At 54.4% G+C, this 16,851-nt stretch carries 14 protein-coding genes; 12 read left to right on the top strand and 2 right to left on the bottom strand.

All coding sequences use genetic code 11. The features are described from left to right. Positions 1-358 precede the first annotated feature (358 nt). The 6 genes from V8L71_RS15260 to V8L71_RS15235 all read left to right on the top strand — a co-directional run bounded on the left by V8L71_RS15260 (position 359) and on the right by V8L71_RS15235 (position 9,343). Complete coding sequence (locus tag V8L71_RS15260) at positions 359-2,524, top strand: methyl-accepting chemotaxis protein (RefSeq protein WP_336269718.1); 2,166 nt, start codon at positions 359-361, stop codon at positions 2,522-2,524. Positions 2,525-2,711: 187 nt separating this feature from the next. Beyond that, on the top strand, positions 2,712-4,889 hold the full coding sequence (locus V8L71_RS15255; RefSeq protein ID WP_336269721.1) for a methyl-accepting chemotaxis protein: 2,178 nt from the start codon (positions 2,712-2,714) through the stop codon (positions 4,887-4,889). Positions 4,890-5,141: 252 nt separating this feature from the next. Next, complete coding sequence (gene ilvD / locus V8L71_RS15250; protein ID WP_336269722.1) at positions 5,142-6,986, top strand: dihydroxy-acid dehydratase; 1,845 nt, start codon at positions 5,142-5,144, stop codon at positions 6,984-6,986. Between the two features lie 54 nt (positions 6,987-7,040). Next, positions 7,041-8,099, top strand: coding sequence for an oxidoreductase (locus V8L71_RS15245; RefSeq protein ID WP_336269723.1), 1,059 nt, complete (start codon positions 7,041-7,043; stop codon positions 8,097-8,099). 195 nt (positions 8,100-8,294) lie between these two features. Further along, positions 8,295-8,912: a DUF6036 family nucleotidyltransferase gene (locus V8L71_RS15240; protein ID WP_336269729.1), complete on the top strand. Its 618-nt coding sequence runs from the start codon at positions 8,295-8,297 to the stop codon at positions 8,910-8,912. A gap of 2 nt (positions 8,913-8,914) precedes the next feature. Continuing rightward, a complete protein-coding gene (locus V8L71_RS15235; protein WP_101145329.1) occupies positions 8,915-9,343 on the top strand; it encodes a hypothetical protein in 429 nt (142 codons plus the stop codon). Between the two features lie 23 nt (positions 9,344-9,366). Here V8L71_RS15235 and nudE read toward each other — a convergent pair whose 3' ends face one another. Then, positions 9,367-10,008, bottom strand: a complete 642-nt coding sequence (gene nudE / locus V8L71_RS15230) for an ADP compounds hydrolase NudE (protein WP_336269732.1) — start codon at positions 10,006-10,008, stop codon at positions 9,367-9,369. Positions 10,009-10,085: 77 nt separating this feature from the next. On the opposite strand from nudE, the gene yrfG reads away from it, so the two are divergent. The 6 genes from yrfG (at position 10,086) to V8L71_RS15200 (ending at position 15,981) form a co-directional block, all read left to right on the top strand. After that, complete coding sequence (gene yrfG / locus V8L71_RS15225) at positions 10,086-10,778, top strand: GMP/IMP nucleotidase (protein WP_176302781.1); 693 nt, start codon at positions 10,086-10,088, stop codon at positions 10,776-10,778. After that, entirely contained in the window at positions 10,775-11,164 is a 390-nt protein-coding gene (gene hslR / locus V8L71_RS15220; protein ID WP_101145327.1) for a ribosome-associated heat shock protein Hsp15, read from the top strand. The genes yrfG and hslR overlap by 4 nt, the downstream gene beginning before the upstream one ends. Positions 11,165-11,262: 98 nt before the next feature. Further along, entirely contained in the window at positions 11,263-12,138 is an 876-nt protein-coding gene (hslO, locus tag V8L71_RS15215) for an Hsp33 family molecular chaperone HslO (protein ID WP_176302783.1), read from the top strand. Positions 12,139-12,447: 309 nt separating this feature from the next. Further along, positions 12,448-14,001 (top strand): phosphoenolpyruvate carboxykinase, encoded by a 1,554-nt coding sequence (locus V8L71_RS15210; protein ID WP_336269734.1) that lies wholly within the window; start codon positions 12,448-12,450, stop codon positions 13,999-14,001. 217 nt (positions 14,002-14,218) lie between these two features. Continuing rightward, positions 14,219-14,716 (top strand): peptide-methionine (R)-S-oxide reductase MsrB, encoded by a 498-nt coding sequence (msrB, locus tag V8L71_RS15205; protein WP_336274656.1) that lies wholly within the window; start codon positions 14,219-14,221, stop codon positions 14,714-14,716. A gap of 50 nt (positions 14,717-14,766) precedes the next feature. Then, positions 14,767-15,981: an alpha-hydroxy acid oxidase gene (locus tag V8L71_RS15200; protein ID WP_101145323.1), complete on the top strand. Its 1,215-nt coding sequence runs from the start codon at positions 14,767-14,769 to the stop codon at positions 15,979-15,981. Here V8L71_RS15200 and V8L71_RS15195 read toward each other — a convergent pair. Then, complete coding sequence (locus tag V8L71_RS15195) at positions 15,971-16,831, bottom strand: LysR substrate-binding domain-containing protein (protein ID WP_336274655.1); 861 nt, start codon at positions 16,829-16,831, stop codon at positions 15,971-15,973. The two genes, V8L71_RS15200 and V8L71_RS15195, sit on opposite strands and share 11 nt — an antisense overlap. Between the last annotated feature and the right edge of the window lie 20 nt (positions 16,832-16,851).

Genomic DNA, 16,851 nt, shown 5'->3' with positions numbered 1-16,851 from the left:
ATTCAGCGTTAAACTTGGTCATGACCTGCCCTCCTCAAAGTGGCTCTGCTGTTGATGGATCAGTCCGTCCCCAACAATAACCCACGATCGTTGAGGACGGGCAGGTCAAAACATCATGTCTGGCAGGGTTAGCCTGTGGAGCGACCGGAGCGGGGATAGCGGCCTAGCCGCTATCTAGTGAAGGCGTGTTGAAGCAGGAAGGTTCTGGGGCGACCCAAGAACCCTCGCCGATAGCGCGAAGCGCGGCAGGCGGGGAGTGTCAGATTTGTTCACTTTGTTATAACCCAACAATAGCCATAATGGCGCATAATAGCGGCTGATTTAGTAAAATTAAGAACATCTAATTTTCGGAGCATTAATGCGCAATAACCAGCCTGTGTCCCAACGTGAATACGTCCTGAGCGAAGAAACGGTGCTCATTTCCCGTTCGGACTTAAAAGGGAATGTCACCTACGCGAACCCTACGTTTGTTGAGGTCAGTGGCTATAGCCGTGAAGAGCTAATCGGCGCTCCGCATAATCTACTTCGTCACCCCGATATGCCAGAAGCGGCTTATGCGGATTTCTGGAAAACGATTCAAGCCGGAGAAACCTGGCAAGGCGTGGTCAAAAACCGCCGCAAAAATGGCGATCACTATTGGGTACATGCCACCGTGGCGCCACTACGGGACGGTGAACGCATTGCAGGCTATACCTCCGTTCGCCGCAAAGCCTCTGCCAACGCAGTGGCCAGGGCGGAAAAGGTTTACGCTGAAATTCGTGAAAAGGGCAAGTCCCGCCACTATAAGCTCGCCCAGGGCGCGCTACGTCGCAAAGGCTTAACCGGCATACTGACCCGGTTCCAGCTCACCAGCCTGAAAGCCAAGCTCACCAGCATGGTGGTGGCTTCGCTACTGCTTATAAGCCTTGCAGGAGGCATGGGGGTTTACGCCCTGGTGATGTCCGGTGAGCGTCTGGAAACACTCAACCGCTCTGGGCTGGGTGAAGTAGCTACCCTACAGCACATCGAACGCTATATTGGGCAAACGGTCGAGACGCTGGAGCCGGTCGTACGTAATCCACGCCAAGCGGATCTTGACGCCATTAACGCTGAAATTGGCGAATATACCCGCTCATTGAATACGCTATGGCTTGATTACAATGTCGATGAGGTGGCTGAGATTGAAGCAAACCAAGCATTCGATAGTGCGCTGACCACATGGGACGCCGGTGTGGAAAACACCCTGGTCGCTATTCAAGAAGGCAACGGGTTTGCGGCCTTTGAAGCTTTTAACGACATAGTGGTACCGACGACGGAATCACTGCGTGAGCTAAACAGCACCTTGGTCGAGCAAGTGCGCGCCGATGCTGAAGCGTTGGTCTCTCAGGCGCAAAGCGGACGCCAACAGATGCTGGTAGCCCAGCTGACATTACTGGCCATTGGTTTTCTGGTCATGATTGGCCTGAGCGCGATGATACTGAAATCCGTGTTGCGCAGTTTATCGGGCGCGCGCTATATCACTTTTCAAACCGCCGCTGGCAATCTGGCTGCTCGAGGGCATCATCAAACCAACGATGAGTTGGGCGAGTTACTTTATTCGTTGGATACCATGCGTTTTAGCTTATCGAGCATTGTGGGTGATGTGGAAAGTCGCGTTTCGGTCGTCACCCCGGCAATCCAACAGATCGCCGCTGAAAATGAAGAGCTCTCGTCGCGTACGGAGCAACAGGCATCGTCACTGCAGCAAACCGCTTCGAGTATGGAAGAGATGACCTCGACGGTTCAGCAGAATACCGAGAATGCCCGCCAAGCAACCGAACTGGCGGTACAGAACGCTGCTAGCACCAAAGATACCGGCCAGCAAATGCAGCAACTGGTGGAGCGCATGCAGCGTATTGCCCAGAGCGCTGAAAAAATGACCGAAATGATTAGCGTCATCGATGGCATTGCCTTCCAAACCAATATTCTGGCACTCAATGCCTCGGTTGAGGCCGCTCGTGCCGGTGAGCATGGCCGCGGCTTTGCCGTAGTCGCCAGCGAAGTGCGTAATCTGGCTGGGCGGAGCGCGGATGCTGCCCAGGAAATCCGCAAGATGATTGACAGCACGACGCAAGAAGTAAGCGGGGGCCGCAGTGCCGTCGAGCAGGCGGAGCGGGCGATTGAAGAGGTGTCTCAGCAGGTTAGTCGGGTCAGTGAACTGATGGCCGCGATCAGTACCGCCTCCACCGAACAGAGCAGTGGGATCGGCCAAATAAACACGGCGATTGCTGAAATGGACCATGTGACTCAGCAGAATGCCTCTAAAGTTCAGACGATTGCGGCATCAGCCGACAATTTCTCCCTTGAGGCTCATGAGCTTGCCAACGTGGTGGACGCATTCCGTTTGGAAGGTGCCCAGGATGAGAACATCAACGAGGCGCGGGCGAAGTTGCAGCGTGCAACCCATGCATTAAACAAAGCAACCCGCGGTTTGCCAGCTCCTTCCCAGCGACGTCCCCAATCCCTTTCAACACAACCCCATGCCGATCAGTGGGAAACGTTCTAGTAGGCGGTATAAAGAATGCTAGGTCGCTGATTTTCATCATTTCGTTTAATACCATGCCACCCTAAGCGGTGGCATGTTTTATGCATTACTCCTAATTGAAATGGCCCAGCCAGCAAATGATCCAGTCTAGGGAACTCTGCTGAGTCTAATGGCATTACCAGCCTTCAATAAAAAGTAGGGGTTCTAAATGCGCAGTGCTAAACAGGCAACATCGACGCAGGCAACATCCGGCTTATACGAGTTAGCCGATGACGAAGTGCTGATCTCACGTTCGGATCTACAGGGCAGAATCACCTACGCCAACCAAACCTTTGTGGAAGTGAGCGGCTACTCGTTAGAAGCGTTAATGGGCGAACCCCATAGCCTGTTCCGCCACCCAAGCATGCCCAAAGCTGTTTTTCAGAATTTGTGGGAAACCATTGAGGCGGGAAAAACCTGGCAAGGACTGATTAAAAATCGTCGCCAAAGCGGAGAGGCGTATTGGATGCATACCACCATCGCGCCGCTACTCGATGGTGAGCGCGTAGTGGGCTATACCTCTATCCGGCGCAAAGCCGACGCTAAGGCCATTGCCCAGGCAGAGCGCGTTTACGCTGCGATGCAAGAGGGCAAAACACGCGGCTTTACGCTCCATTATGGTGCAGTGCGCCGCACTGGCGTGCGCGGTTGGGTAAAGCGTTTTAGTTTCAATAGCATGCAGGCCAAACTGATAGGCATGGTGCTGGCTGCGATTGTTTTGCTGCTGGTGGCCGGGGCTGCGGGCGTTTACGGCTTGACCAGTTCCGCGGAACGGTTGCGCACGCTCAATCAAACAGGGCTTGAAGGTATTACCGACCTTCAGCAAATTGACCAGCGTGTTAGTCAAGCGATCCAAGCACTTGAACCTGCCGTACGTAATCCCCGCCGTGCAGACCTGGATGTGCTAGAAACGCAATTAGCCACCATGAGTACCGATATTGAACAATCCTGGCAAGGCTACACTGCGCTGCGAGAAACAGGGAGCGTGCAGGAAGGGCTCACGGCACACCTCGCCACTTTTATGGAAAGTGCTGATGTCACTCTGACCGCTATCCGGGATGGCAATGGGTTTGCTGCGTTTGAGGCCTTTAACGATACCGTCCAACCGACCTCTGAAAGCATTAGCGCCACGGTCAATTTGCTGGTGGATCAAGAGCGAACAGCGGCCCAAACGCTGATGGGAAATGCTGAACAACAGCAACAAGTACTGCTATACGGCCAGTTAGGCGTACTACTGCTCGGTATTGTGTTGATGGTCGGGCTGAGCATGGCGGTGCTTAAATCGTTGATTAAATCACTCAATGAAGCGCGCAGAGTAACGTTCCAGATTGCTGCGGGTAACCTGGCCAACCGTGTCACCCTAAAGCGCAATGATGAACTAGGTGAGCTGTTGAGTTCGCTGGAAACCATGCGTGCAAGCCTATCCGGGCTGATTACTGAAGTGGGCAATAAGGTTGATGTCGTCACACCTGCTTCTGAACATATTAAACAGCAGAATGAAGACCTGGCGTCACGCACCGAGCAGCAGGCGTCTTCGCTGCAGCAAACGGCTTCCAGCATGGACCAAATGACGGCGACTGTGCAGCAAAATAGCGAAAACGCCCGCGAGGCCAATCAGCTAGCCATGCAAAATGCTACCACTAGCCGTGAGACCGGCGAGCGTATGCAGGCGCTTGTCGAGCGGATGGAGCGTATTGCCGCCAGTGCCGATAAAATGACCGACATCATTAGCGTGATTGATGGTATCGCCTTCCAAACCAATATTCTGGCGTTGAATGCTTCGGTGGAAGCTGCACGCGCAGGTGAGCAGGGGCGTGGCTTCGCCGTGGTGGCCAATGAAGTGCGTAATTTGGCGGGGCGCAGTGCCGATGCCGCTGGGGAAATTCGCCGCTTAATCGACTCTTCCTCCCAGGAAATCAGCGGTGGTGCCCAGGCGGTGAAAGAGGCTGAAGCGGCTATTGATCAGGTCGTGACTCAAGTAATGAAAGTCAGCGATATCATGGAAGAGATCAGCTCCGCATCTGATGAGCAGAGCAGCGGTATCGCCCAAATCAATACTGCTGTCTCCGAGATGGATCATGTCACCCAGCAGAACGCTTCCAAGGTACAGTCAATTTCCAGCGCCGCTCAGGACCTCACCCGCGAAGCATTAAGCCTCGCGAACGTCATCGCCGCCTTCCGGTTAGAGGGCGCGGCAGAAGAGAGCAGCGAAACCGCTCGCGAGCGTATGCTTAAGCAAGTAGGCTTTCAGCCAACACTTCCCTTAGCTGCCGCATCCCCTCAGGGGCACTTGCCCCAACGCACCGCTGCCCCTCAGCCAGCCGAAGAGGCGTGGGAAACGTTCTAATGAATTAGCGCCATGGAAGGCGCTTTTCTCTCTACTTCGAGCCTCTACATCTAGCCTCTGTATCTAGTCGCTGCATCTAGTCTCTGCGTGGCGCTCATGCCACAATCGAAGGCCGTTGATTATTCAGACATCCTAGCCTACGGCCTTTTATGTTGTGGGCGAATAAAAAAAGAGCATTGTCTTTAAGCTTTTATCCAAGAAAGCTTTTGCGATGGTTATTAAAAGATAGATATTAAGAGAGTAGAGGACGCCATGCCAGAGTATCGCTCACGTACCACCACCGCTGGTCGTAATATGGCCGGTGCACGCGCCCTGTGGCGCGCCACCGGTATGCAGGACGGTGACTTTCAAAAGCCGATTATTGCCGTCGCCAACTCCTTCACCCAGTTTGTGCCGGGCCATGTTCACTTAAAGGACATGGGCCAGCTAGTGGCGCGGGAGATTGAGAAAGCGGGCGGCGTAGCGAAAGAGTTCAACACCATTGCGGTGGATGACGGCATCGCCATGGGTCACGACGGCATGCTCTATTCGTTGCCTAGCCGTGACTTGATTGCCGACAGCGTCGAGTACATGTGCAACGCCCACTGTGCCGATGCGCTGGTATGTATCTCCAACTGCGACAAAATTACCCCTGGGATGCTGATGGCCGCGTTGCGCCTGAATATTCCGGTTATCTTTGTCTCTGGTGGCCCCATGGAGGCGGGTAAAACCAAGCTGCTTAACCATGGCCTTGATTTAGTAGACGCCATGGTAATGGCCGCCGATGACAGCGTTGATGACGAAACCCTCGCCGAAGTCGAGCGCAGCGCGTGCCCCACCTGCGGCAGCTGTTCAGGAATGTTCACCGCCAACTCGATGAACTGTCTGACCGAGGCGCTAGGCTTGGCTTTGCCTGGTAACGGAACCGTGCTGGCCACCCACTCAGATCGTCGTCGCCTGTTTGAAACCGCCGGTCACCGCATTGTTGAGCTGGCCAAACGCTATTACGAAGGCGATGAAGCGCACCTGCTGCCCCGTGCCATTGCTTCCAAAGCAGCGTTCAAAAACGCCATGACGCTGGATATCGCCATGGGGGGCTCTACTAACACCATTCTGCACTTCCTGGCTGCTGCCCAGGAAGCCGAGGTGGACTTCACCATGGCGGATATCGACCGCCTCTCCCGTGAAGTGCCCCAGCTCTGCAAAGTGGCGCCCAACACTCAGAAATACCATATCGAAGACGTCCATCGTGCGGGCGGTATCATGGCGATTCTCGGTGAGCTGGACCGTGCACACGTACTGGATACCTCGGTGCCCACCGTGTATGGCGACAGCCTCAAGGCCGCGCTGGATGAGTGGGACATTATGCGTTCGCCCAGCGCCGAAGTAGTTGAGTTCTTTAAAGCCGGGCCGGGCGGTATTCCCACACAGACCGCCTTTTCCCAAAGCGCCCGCTGGCCGAGCCTCGACGGCGACCGCGCCACGGGCTGTATCCGCGACCTGGAACACGCCTTCTCCCAGCAGGGTGGCTTGGCCGTGCTGTATGGCAATATCGCGCTGGATGGTTGCGTGGTGAAAACCGCCGGGGTCGACGAATCAATCCTGGTATTCGAAGGCCCCGCGCATGTGGTCGAGTCCCAGGATCAGGCGGTTGCCGATGTATTGGCGGATAAGGTCAAAGCGGGCGATGTCGTCGTGATCCGCTATGAAGGCCCCAAAGGTGGCCCCGGCATGCAAGAGATGCTTTATCCCACTTCGTATCTCAAGTCTAAAGGGTTAGGAAAAGCCTGCGCGCTGCTCACCGATGGTCGCTTTTCGGGCGGCACCTCTGGGCTTTCGATTGGTCATGTGTCGCCGGAAGCCGCAGCTGGGGGCGCCATTGGCTTAATTGAGCAGGGCGATATCATCCGTATAGATATTCCTAACCGGACGATCAACGTCAACCTGAGCGATGCGGAGCTGGCGGCTCGCCGCGAGGCGATGGAGGCAAAAGGCGCTACCGCCTGGAAGCCCGTTGAACAGCGCCCCCGCAAGATTACCCCAGCGCTGAAAGCCTATGCGCTATTGGCCACATCTGCCGACAAAGGGGCCGTTCGAGACCTAAGCAAGCTGGATTGATAGGGCACTAAGCTCGGCAATCATCAGTCGCAGTCACAACATTGAAGGAATCAAATGAAGGCAATTATTAACGTTGGATTAGTCGGCTACGGATTTGCGAGCCAAACCTTCCACGCACCGCTTATTCAGGCCACGGAGGGCCTGGATTTGGTAGCGGTATCCTCAAGCGATGCTGCTAAGGTGCAGGCGTCACTTCCTAACGTAGAGGTAGAGGCCCAGGCGTTGGCGCTTTGCAAGCGCAGTGATATTGATTTGATTGTTATTCCGACACCCAACGACACGCATTTTTCGCTCGCGAAAGCGGCGCTGTCGGCGGGCAAGCACGTGGTGGTCGATAAGCCATTCACGGTCACGCTGTCGGAAGGAAAGTTGCTCAAAAAGTTGGCGGATGAAAAAGAGTGTCTTTTGTCGGTATTTCATAACCGCCGTTGGGATAGCGATTTCTTAACCGTTAAAGCGTTGCTTGAAGCGGGGACGCTAGGGCGTGTGGTGAATTTTGAATCACATTTTGACCGCTTCCGCCCGGAAGTGCGTGATCGCTGGCGCGAGAAATCGACCCCCGGAGGTGGCATCTGGTACGACTTGGGCCCGCACCTGTTGGACCAAGCCTGTGAATTGTTTGGCATGCCTCAGGCAATCTTGCTGGAACTAGACGCACTACGTGACCGTGCCCAGGCCGACGATGACTTCCTGGCGCTGCTCGATTACGAAGGCTTTCGCGTTACCTTGGCCGCTGGCACATTAATTGCCGATCCAACCCCGCGTTTTCGGATTCATGGCACCCAAGGCAGCTTCGTTAAGTACGGCCTGGATCCCCAGGAGGGTAGGCTGAAAGCAGGCGAAGTGCCCGCACCGCAGTGGGGCGAGGATAGCCAACATGGCACGTTAACGCTGCGCGAAGGAGAGGGTGAAAACGCGCCGCTGGTGCGCCGTGAACTTCCGACGCTGCCGGGCGATTACTTAGCTTACTACCAGGGTATTACTGCTGCTATTCGTAATAAAGCGCCGCTACCGGTAAGCGTCGACGACGCCCTGCGTTCGATGGCTCTGCTGGAAGCGGGGTTGGACAGCCACCGCCAGCGGCGCTGGATTACATTGAAAAATCATCTTTAAATAAGTAAGAGATAACGATCGCGAGCTAAAGCTGCCACCATTAGTGCTACTGAGTCGTCTGGTAGCTTGTTATGGGATGTTGGCCGCTTCCGCAGTAGTTCAGGAATTCGGTGAAATGTGTACTTTTTGCTTTGACAGGCTGATGCTGAGAGCACTGCGAGAGTTGGTTTTGGGCTTATTGAGGAAGGGGATGACGTGCCGATAGAACCTGGTGAATATCCAATAATCGAGCCCAAAACAGCGTTAGGACGTGCACTCGTTGAGTTTTTCCATGTGCTTGAGTCTGTGTATGCAAGTGGCGAAAAAGGCATTTTTCAAGTGATTGTATTTGGAGGCTGCGCGGTTCACATTCATTCTCGAGCACGGGGTAGCGCGGATATAGACGCCGAAGTCGCATCTCATGGCTTGGCCAGAAAATCCGATATTGTTGCGCTTCTGGACGAAGACACCTATGTGTTCACTGATGAAGATGGCGTAGTACAAATACTAGAGCTAGATGCTAGTTTCAATGCGACGCTGGCCCCTTTACACGAAGATTACGAAGATCGCATCATTCGGTTAGTGACACAAAGCAATATCCCCAACGTAGAAGTCTACGTTGCGAGTGCGCTTGATGTAGCAATTACCAAGCTTGGTCGCTTTGGTGACCGTGATCAAAGCGATATCCAAACGTTGCTACAGCTTCCTTATATAGACATCGAAGAATTTGAACGGTTAGCCCGAGAAGCAATCAGCTACTATGTGGGGGACGAAACTCGCATTTTGGGAAACCTAAAAGTGATGCTAGATGATTATTATCGTAACGAGGACTAGTTATGGAAGCTTCTGTTAAACGCAAGCTGCTATATCGAGTGGGGGCTCATTCTCTTGAAATCGCAGTCGATGACGTCAAGCAACTTGCAGATTCCATCTGGTATAAAGGTTATCGGCCAACGTGGGCTGAGCTCGAAATACTTCGTTTAGAAATGCCTTGTGAGGCATTTCAGCGTTCGCTTTGTGTGCTTGAATTGCTAAGCCAGTACCCTGTCTGCCGTCGAGATACCGCACAGCATCTACAACGATTGACCCGTCAATATCATCATCAGTTGATTGGGCACGACAATGTCCTTCCCCAAGGCAGATATTCTCCTAGCAAGCGATGGGGGCTGACTGATACCACCATTTCACTTCGCAAGGCACTGTTACCTCTACAAACACGGATCTACGCTGATTCTAAAAAGCATCGGCATGGTCTAAGCGCTTGACGGGGGTAGAGCCAATGAGTGCCTCAAAGCAAATCCGTCGCATTATTGCGCTTCTCTTCGCGCAGCCTGTCTCGCGCAATGTAAAGCGCGGCAATCGCACGGGCTTCGTGAAAATCCTCGCGCAATAGCAGTGAAGGAAGCTCCTCAATGGCGTGAGTTTCCACAATCAATGGCTCGGGTTCATCCCCTGGCAGTCGCTTGGGGTAAAGGTCGGTGGCAAGCAGCACCTGCATGCGATGGCGCATATAGTTCGGCGCCAGGGAAAGCTCAACCAGCGGCTCGATGCGGTGCGCACCCACGCCACACTCCTCCATCAGCTCGCGATTGGCCGCGGTGATAATATCTTCACCGGGGTCGACCAGCCCTTTTGGCAAGGTGAGCACATAATCTTCAAACCCGGCGGCGTATTCGCGAATCAGCAGCACATGCTCCGGGTCAGGCATTGCTACCATCATCACCGCGCCTCGGTCCGCGCCGGTTAAACGTTCAAATTGGCGCTCTTCGCCATTGGAAAAACGCAGATCCAGTGACTCAATCTGGAATAAACGGCTTTGGGTGATCTGCTTGCGAGCAAGAATCTGTGGCTTTTGCTGGTAACCCGAGCGGTTAACGCTGCCATCTTCAGGGTGATTAAAGGTTGGGCGAGTAGGGGGGGACGTAGACATAAACATGTGCCTCCATGGCTGGTAAAAGGCGGTTAAGCTACAATAGCACGCTTACTCCTAACGTGACTGGAGCGGCAATGATTGATTGGCGCGAGATAGACACTGTCCTCCTTGATATGGATGGCACGCTGCTGGATTTACACTTCGACAGCCATTTTTGGCTTGAGCATTTACCGCGGCGCTACCGCGAATTGCACCAACTGGATGAAGCCTCTCAGGAAGCGCTGCGCGCGCGTATTATCGGCGAGCAGGGCACTTTAAACTGGTACAGCCTAGCGTACTGGAGCCGCGAGCTGGGCGTGGATATTGTCGCCCTGAAACGAGAAATCCAACATCTGATAGGCCTGCGCAGTGACGCACTGGATTTTCTCAAATGGCTTAAGCTAGCACATCCACGGGTGGTGCTTGCCACCAACGCTGATCGCGCCAGCCTTGCCCTGAAACTGCCCCTCACCGGCCTGGAAAGCTACTTGGACGCCATCGTCTCTTCCGAAGACGTGGGCGCCGCCAAAGAGGAGCAGGCGTTCTGGTTTGCGTTGCAGGAAATCGAGCCTTTCGACCCGGCGCGCACGCTGTTTATCGATGACAATGCCCGCGTGCTTGAAAGCGCTCGTGAGTTTGGTATCAAGTATTTGCTGGGCATTAAGCAACCTGACAGCCAGCGGCCCGAAAAAGAGCTACAGGAATTTATAGCCCTTGATCGGTTCGCTCATCTGTTACCCGAACAACTGCCGGAACAGCAGTCTGAAACGCAAGGAGTGCCTAAATGAGCGAGAGCGTACGCTTAGATAAATGGCTCTGGGCAGCACGTTTCTTTAAGACCCGCGCACTGGCTAAAAAAGCCATTGAAGGTGGCAAGGTTCACTACGATGGTGGCCGCGCTAAAACCAGCAAACAGGTGGAAATCGGTGCGCTTATTCGTGTACCACAGGGCTGGGAGATATTAGAGGTAGAGGTGGTATCGCTTTCGGATCAACGACGCGGTGCACCAGAAGCGCGCACACTCTATGCAGAAACCGACGCAAGTGTGCAGCGTCGTGCCAAGGAAGCTGAAGCAAGGCGCCTCACTAACGAGGCGATGCAGCATCCGCTCAAACGCCCTGATAAAAAGCAGCGCCGCGATATTCAGCGTTTCCAACGCAATCAGGGTGAGTAGCCCTCGCGGCTATTTACTCAGTGCAGCAGCATCAATAGCCCAGTTAACGATTAGTCGCAGCTAAACACCCGCCGTCCTTTATAGTAGGTTGCCAAATTATGTCCGATCAAATTCAACGCTTTATGTTCGATCACACCAATGTCCGCGGCGAGATCGTCACCCTGGCGGCCGCCTATCACGAAGTGTTGGATCGCCACGCCTACCCACCCGCGGTCAATGAGCTATTGGGTGAGCTGTTAGCTGCCGTGGCGCTACTCACCGATACCGTTAAGCTGGATGGCACGCTAAGCATCGAAGTGCGCGGCCGCGGCGTTCTGTCATTACTGATGGCCGAATCCAATCCCGGTGGTGAATTGCGGGCGATTGCCCGCATCGCGGAAGACGCCGACCTGCCTAGCGAGCATGCCTCTTTCCGTGAGCTGGTCGGTGAGGGCCAAATCGTCATCACCCTCGACCCCCGTGAAGGTCATCGCTACCAAGGCATTGTCGCGCTGGATCAGGAGACGCTAGGTGGCTGCCTGGAAGCCTACTTTACGCAATCCGAGCAGTTGCCAACCCGCCTATGGTTAGCGGCTGATGAGAAGCGCGCAGGTGGGTTGCTGCTCCAACGCCTCCCTGAAGAGTCACAAAACCAGGATGTCGATGCCTGGGACCGTAGCGTGCAGTTAGCCGATACGATTAAAACAGAAGAGCTGCTCGGCCTTGAACAGCGCGAAGTGCTGCACCGCCTTTACCATGAAGAAACCGTGCGCGTTTTTGAACCCAAAGCCCTGCGCTTTGGCTGTACCTGCTCCCGCGAACGAATGAGCCATGCACTGCACACGCTAGGCAAGGAAGAACTGCGAGATATTCTTCACGAACAGGGCGCTATCGACACCCAATGCCACTTTTGCCATACGAAATATCACTACACGGCGGCGGATATTGAAACTTTGTTAGATGACCCTGAAGCCCCATCGCCTACGATTCACTAAGTATGTAGTCGCGGCTGGGCAGTCGGGCGTTTTTTAGTGCCGCTAGGCGGACCAGTAGAACCAATGAATTTGGCCGCTGTTGCAAACGATCGTTTTAATTTTTACTGCGCTGCAACACAAAATGTAGTGCTTTTGTAGTAGTTTAACTACAAGATATTTGATCTTCGCCCCCGTTTCCTGGGGGCTTTCTTTTTGCCATAATGCGCCGGACTTCAGCGTGCCCAGCCGATTTAGCAGGCTGGGATGACATTTAAGGCGTCGGTGACGCCCGGTAACGAGATATAACGGCCTTAAGGCCCAGGAATCGACATGACCACGACTCAAGCTCCCCAAGCCCACGTCAATCTCAGCAGCGCCGAACTTATCGAGCGCGCCGTGGCACGTGGCGAAGGCCGCCTCTCGGCTAACGGTGCCCTGGTAGTTAATACCGGCCTGCGTACCGGCCGTTCACCGAAAGACCGCTTTATTGTTGATGAGCCCTCTACGCGTAGCCAAATTGATTGGGGCAGCGTCAACCGTCCCTTTGATGCTGAGAAATTCAACGCCTTGTGGGATCGGGTCGATGAATACCTGAACAGCCAAGAGCACTTTGTCTCTGAGCTTCATGTGGGTAGTGATTCTACCCACTATCTGCCGGTTCGTGTTACCACCGAAACCGCTTGGCAAAACCTGTTTGGCCGTACCATGTTTGTGCGCCCTTTGGCCTACAATCAAGCTGCTAAAGACGAGTGGGCCATTCTTAACGTGGCGGGCTTTGAGTGTGATCCCTCTCGCGATGGCACCAACTCTGATGGTTGCGTGATCATCAACTTCGCCGAGAAAAAAGTGCTTATCGCGGGCATGCGCTATGCCGGTGAAATGAAAAAAGCCATGTTCTCCGTGCAGAACTTCCTGCTACCTGCCGCCGACGTGCTGCCGATGCACTGCTCCGCGAACGTGGGGGAAGATGGTGAAACCTGCCTCTTCTTCGGTCTTTCGGGCACCGGTAAAACTACGCTTTCCGCTGACCAGGCACGCTTCTTGATTGGTGATGATGAACACGCTTGGGGCGACGGTATCGTCTTCAACATGGAGGGTGGCTGCTACGCTAAGTGCATCGATCTTTCCGAGAAGAACGAGCCGGTCATCTGGAACGCTATCAAGTTTGGTACCGTGCTGGAAAACGTAGTGTTGGATGATCGTCGTGAGCCCGACTACGCCGACGATAGCCTGACCCAGAACTCCCGCGCCGCTTACCCGCTGGAGCACGTTGAAAAGCGCGTAGCGGAAAACCTGGCGGGCGAGCCGAATGCGATTGTATTCCTGACCTGCGATATGTCAGGCGTATTGCCCCCAGTGTCGATTCTTTCCAAAGAAGCTGCGGCGTATCACTTCCTGTCTGGCTATACTGCCAAAGTGGGCTCCACTGAAATGGGCTCTTCTGAAGGCTTGGCCGCCACGTTCTCTACCTGCTTTGGTGCACCGTTCTTCCCGCGTCCAGCGCGTGAGTACGCTGACCTGCTGATCAAGCGTGTCGATAAGCAGGATGCTCAGGTTTACTTGGTCAACACCGGCTGGACCGGTGGTGCTTACGGCGAAGGTGGTTCGCGCTTCTCTATCCCGACCACGCGCGCCATCATCAGCGCGATTCAGTCGGGTGTACTGCGCGATATCGACACCAAGCATATCGATGGGCTCAATCTACAAGTGCCTGTTGCCGTGCCGGGCGTTGATTCAAGCCTGCTCGACCCGCGTGAAACGTGGCAGGACCGCGATGCCTACGACCGTCACCTTAAAGAGCTGGCGACCAAATTCGTCGATAACTTCAAGAAGTTTGAAGGCGTTAATGAAGCGATCATCCAAGCGGGCCCCCAACTAACCTGATGGTTAGCGGCTGGTAGATGATTGAACCGGTGTGTTTGCTCGTTAAAGAGGCAAGTAGAAAAGCAATTGGCGGGTGTAAGTAGTCGACGGTTAGAACGACTAAGTGCTTAGAAGTGATCGCCATTAGAAACGATTGACGCCAAAATGGGACAGCGCTTCGGCACTGTCCCATTTTTATTGTCTACTTTCTTCGCAGAACAGCAAGGGAGTGATACCCATGAAAAGACGTCAATTCTTAAGCTTAGCGGGACTGACCGGCATAGTAGGTGCCATACCAAGCGTGTCGTTTGGCTTTCCACGGCTAGATCTTGAACCTGCGCCAGGCTTGGAAACGCTCGAGCTTAGCGAAGCCGAGTGGCGGGAGCGACTCTCCGATGAAGCCTTTGATGTGCTCCGTAAGCACGGGACTGAACCTGCCTTTTCCAGCCCCTTGGATAAGGAGTGGGGGGAGGGCGAGTATCGTTGCGCTGGCTGTGATCTATTACTGTTTACCAGTGAAATGAAATATGATTCCGGTACCGGCTGGCCGAGCTTTTTTGAGCACGTAGAAGGACATATGCTCACCGAGCTTGATTTCAAACTAATTTGGCCCCGCACTGAATACCACTGTGCCCGCTGCGGTGGCCATCAGGGCCACGTATTTGAAGATGGCCCCGATCCTACCGGCCTGCGATGGTGTAATAACGGAGTGGCGCTGCGTTTTGTGCCAGCGTGAGCAAGTGGATAGATGGGCGGGTAATCTAAAATAATCAGTAGGAGGGTGGTGTGAAAGGTTGGCTCCAACAACGATGGACTCGAAAAAAACTTGCCCGTATCCATAACTTGCACGACGTAGAACGGCTCGCCAAAAGAGCGCTACCACGACCTATTTTTGGCTATATCGATCATGTCGCAGAGGATGGGCGAACCCAGCGCGCTAACCTCACTGCTTTTGATGATTATCGCTTTATGCCCAAGGCGTTTGTCAATGTGTCGCAAATTGATCTGCACACAGAGCTTTATGGCAAACGCTACGCCGTGCCTTTCGGTATTGCCCCTATGGGCATCAGTGCGCTTTCTACTTACCAGGGCGACCTAGTGCTAGCGCGAGCAGCAGCGAATCGCAACTTACCCATGATCATGAGTGGTTCATCGCTGGTGCCTATGGAAGAGGTGGCGAAGGTGGAGGGTGCCGACTGGTTCCAGGCATACTTACCCGGCACGCCAGAAGGCATCGAAGCTCTGCTCAATCGGATCAAGCGAGCCGGTTTCAAGAAGCTGGTGGTCACGCTGGATTACCCTGTGCCGCCCAATCCGGATAATTTCCGGCGTTCAGGTTTTTCATCCCCTTTGGAGCCAACGCTTCGCTTGGCAATCGATGGGTTGATGCGGCCAGGCTGGTTGTGTAATACCTTTCTTCGTACGCTCTGTAAACAGGGAATGCCGCATTTCGAAAACAACCATGCGGAACGGGGAGCACCCGTGATCTCTCGTCAAGCAGCGCGGGACTTCTCAGGGCGTCGCCATTTTGACTGGGGCTATCTCGATCTGGTGCGGCGGTTATGGCCCGACACGCTGATCGTCAAAGGGGTGCTAAACCCCGAGGATGCGGTACGTGCCCGCCAAGCCGGGGTAGATGGGATTATCCTCTCCAACCACGGCGCCCGTCAGTTGGATAGCACTATCTCTCCGCTCCAGGTGTTGCCAGAGATCAAGCGTCGCATTAGCGATATCCCCATTATGATCGACAGCGGGTTTCGCCGTGGCACCGATATCATCAAGGCCTTGGCGCTGGGCGCTGATTTTGTATTCGTGGGGCGCCCCTTTAATTACGCTGCTGCTTGCGCAGGACAGGAAGGCGTAGAGCATGTTGCCACTCTTTTAGAGCGTGAAATCGAGCGCAATATGGCGCTATTAGGGCTGACCACGCTTTCCCAGTTGGACCGTTCATGCCTCTATCAACCCTCATCCGGTAAAGTAACATCAGCCATCACAACCTAAACCCTTCAACAATATGCTCTGCTAGGCTGGCGATAATTGGTGATTGGGTAGAAGAGGTGCGCTGTAAAACGATGGACGCTTCTGGTAATTCGGGGAAGCCCTCCTTTACACCCAATATCTGCATATCGGCAGTGACCAGGCTTCGCATCCAGGCAGACACGGCCAAACCCGCGCCAACAACGGCTTGCAGGGTAGCCAAACTGGGGCTGCTGTAAGCAATTCGATAGGTTCGTCCTGCGCGGTCTAGCGCATTACAAGCGTGGCGACGGCAAAAGCAGGGTGCCTCGAATATGGCAAGCGGTACCGGTGTCTGTAAATGGGTGCTGTGGCTCTCTGCGGAGACCCATACCATGGGTTCGCGTCTTAATATGGTGCCAATCTCATCGCCTATTTCCCGGGTCATAATGATCAGATCCAGGCTCTCTTGCGGCTGCTGGGAGAGCACCGAAGAGGGCGCGCAATGTACATCGACGTCCACCAACGGCCAGGCCTGAGAGAAAGTTCTCAGAATGCCGGGTAGGAAGCGCATCACATAGTCATCCGGCACGCCCAGGCGTACACGGCCCACCATGTCCGGCTGGCGCAGCAGCGTCAGTGCTTCGCCCTGCAGCGATAAAATCTTGCGTGCATAGCCAAGCAGCGTGTGGCCCTCGCTGGTCAACAACAGTTGGCGATTCTGGCGCACGAAAAGTGGGCGCTCGATAACGTCCTCTTCCAGGCGTTTCATCTGCATACTGACGGCCGATTGAGTGCGGTTTACCGTCTGAGCGGCGCGGGTAAATCCGCCCTGGTCGACTATCGCCACAAAGGTACGCAGCAGCTCATGATCGATGGTGGGTAGTGTCGCCATGGTTATCAATCTTTTTGATG

This window comes from Vreelandella indica (assembly GCF_037070225.1).
Taxonomy (GTDB): Bacteria; Pseudomonadota; Gammaproteobacteria; order Pseudomonadales; family Halomonadaceae; genus Vreelandella; species Vreelandella arctica.
Note: the sequence above shows the minus strand (reverse complement) of the source record. Positions and strands in the feature narration are given on the sequence as shown.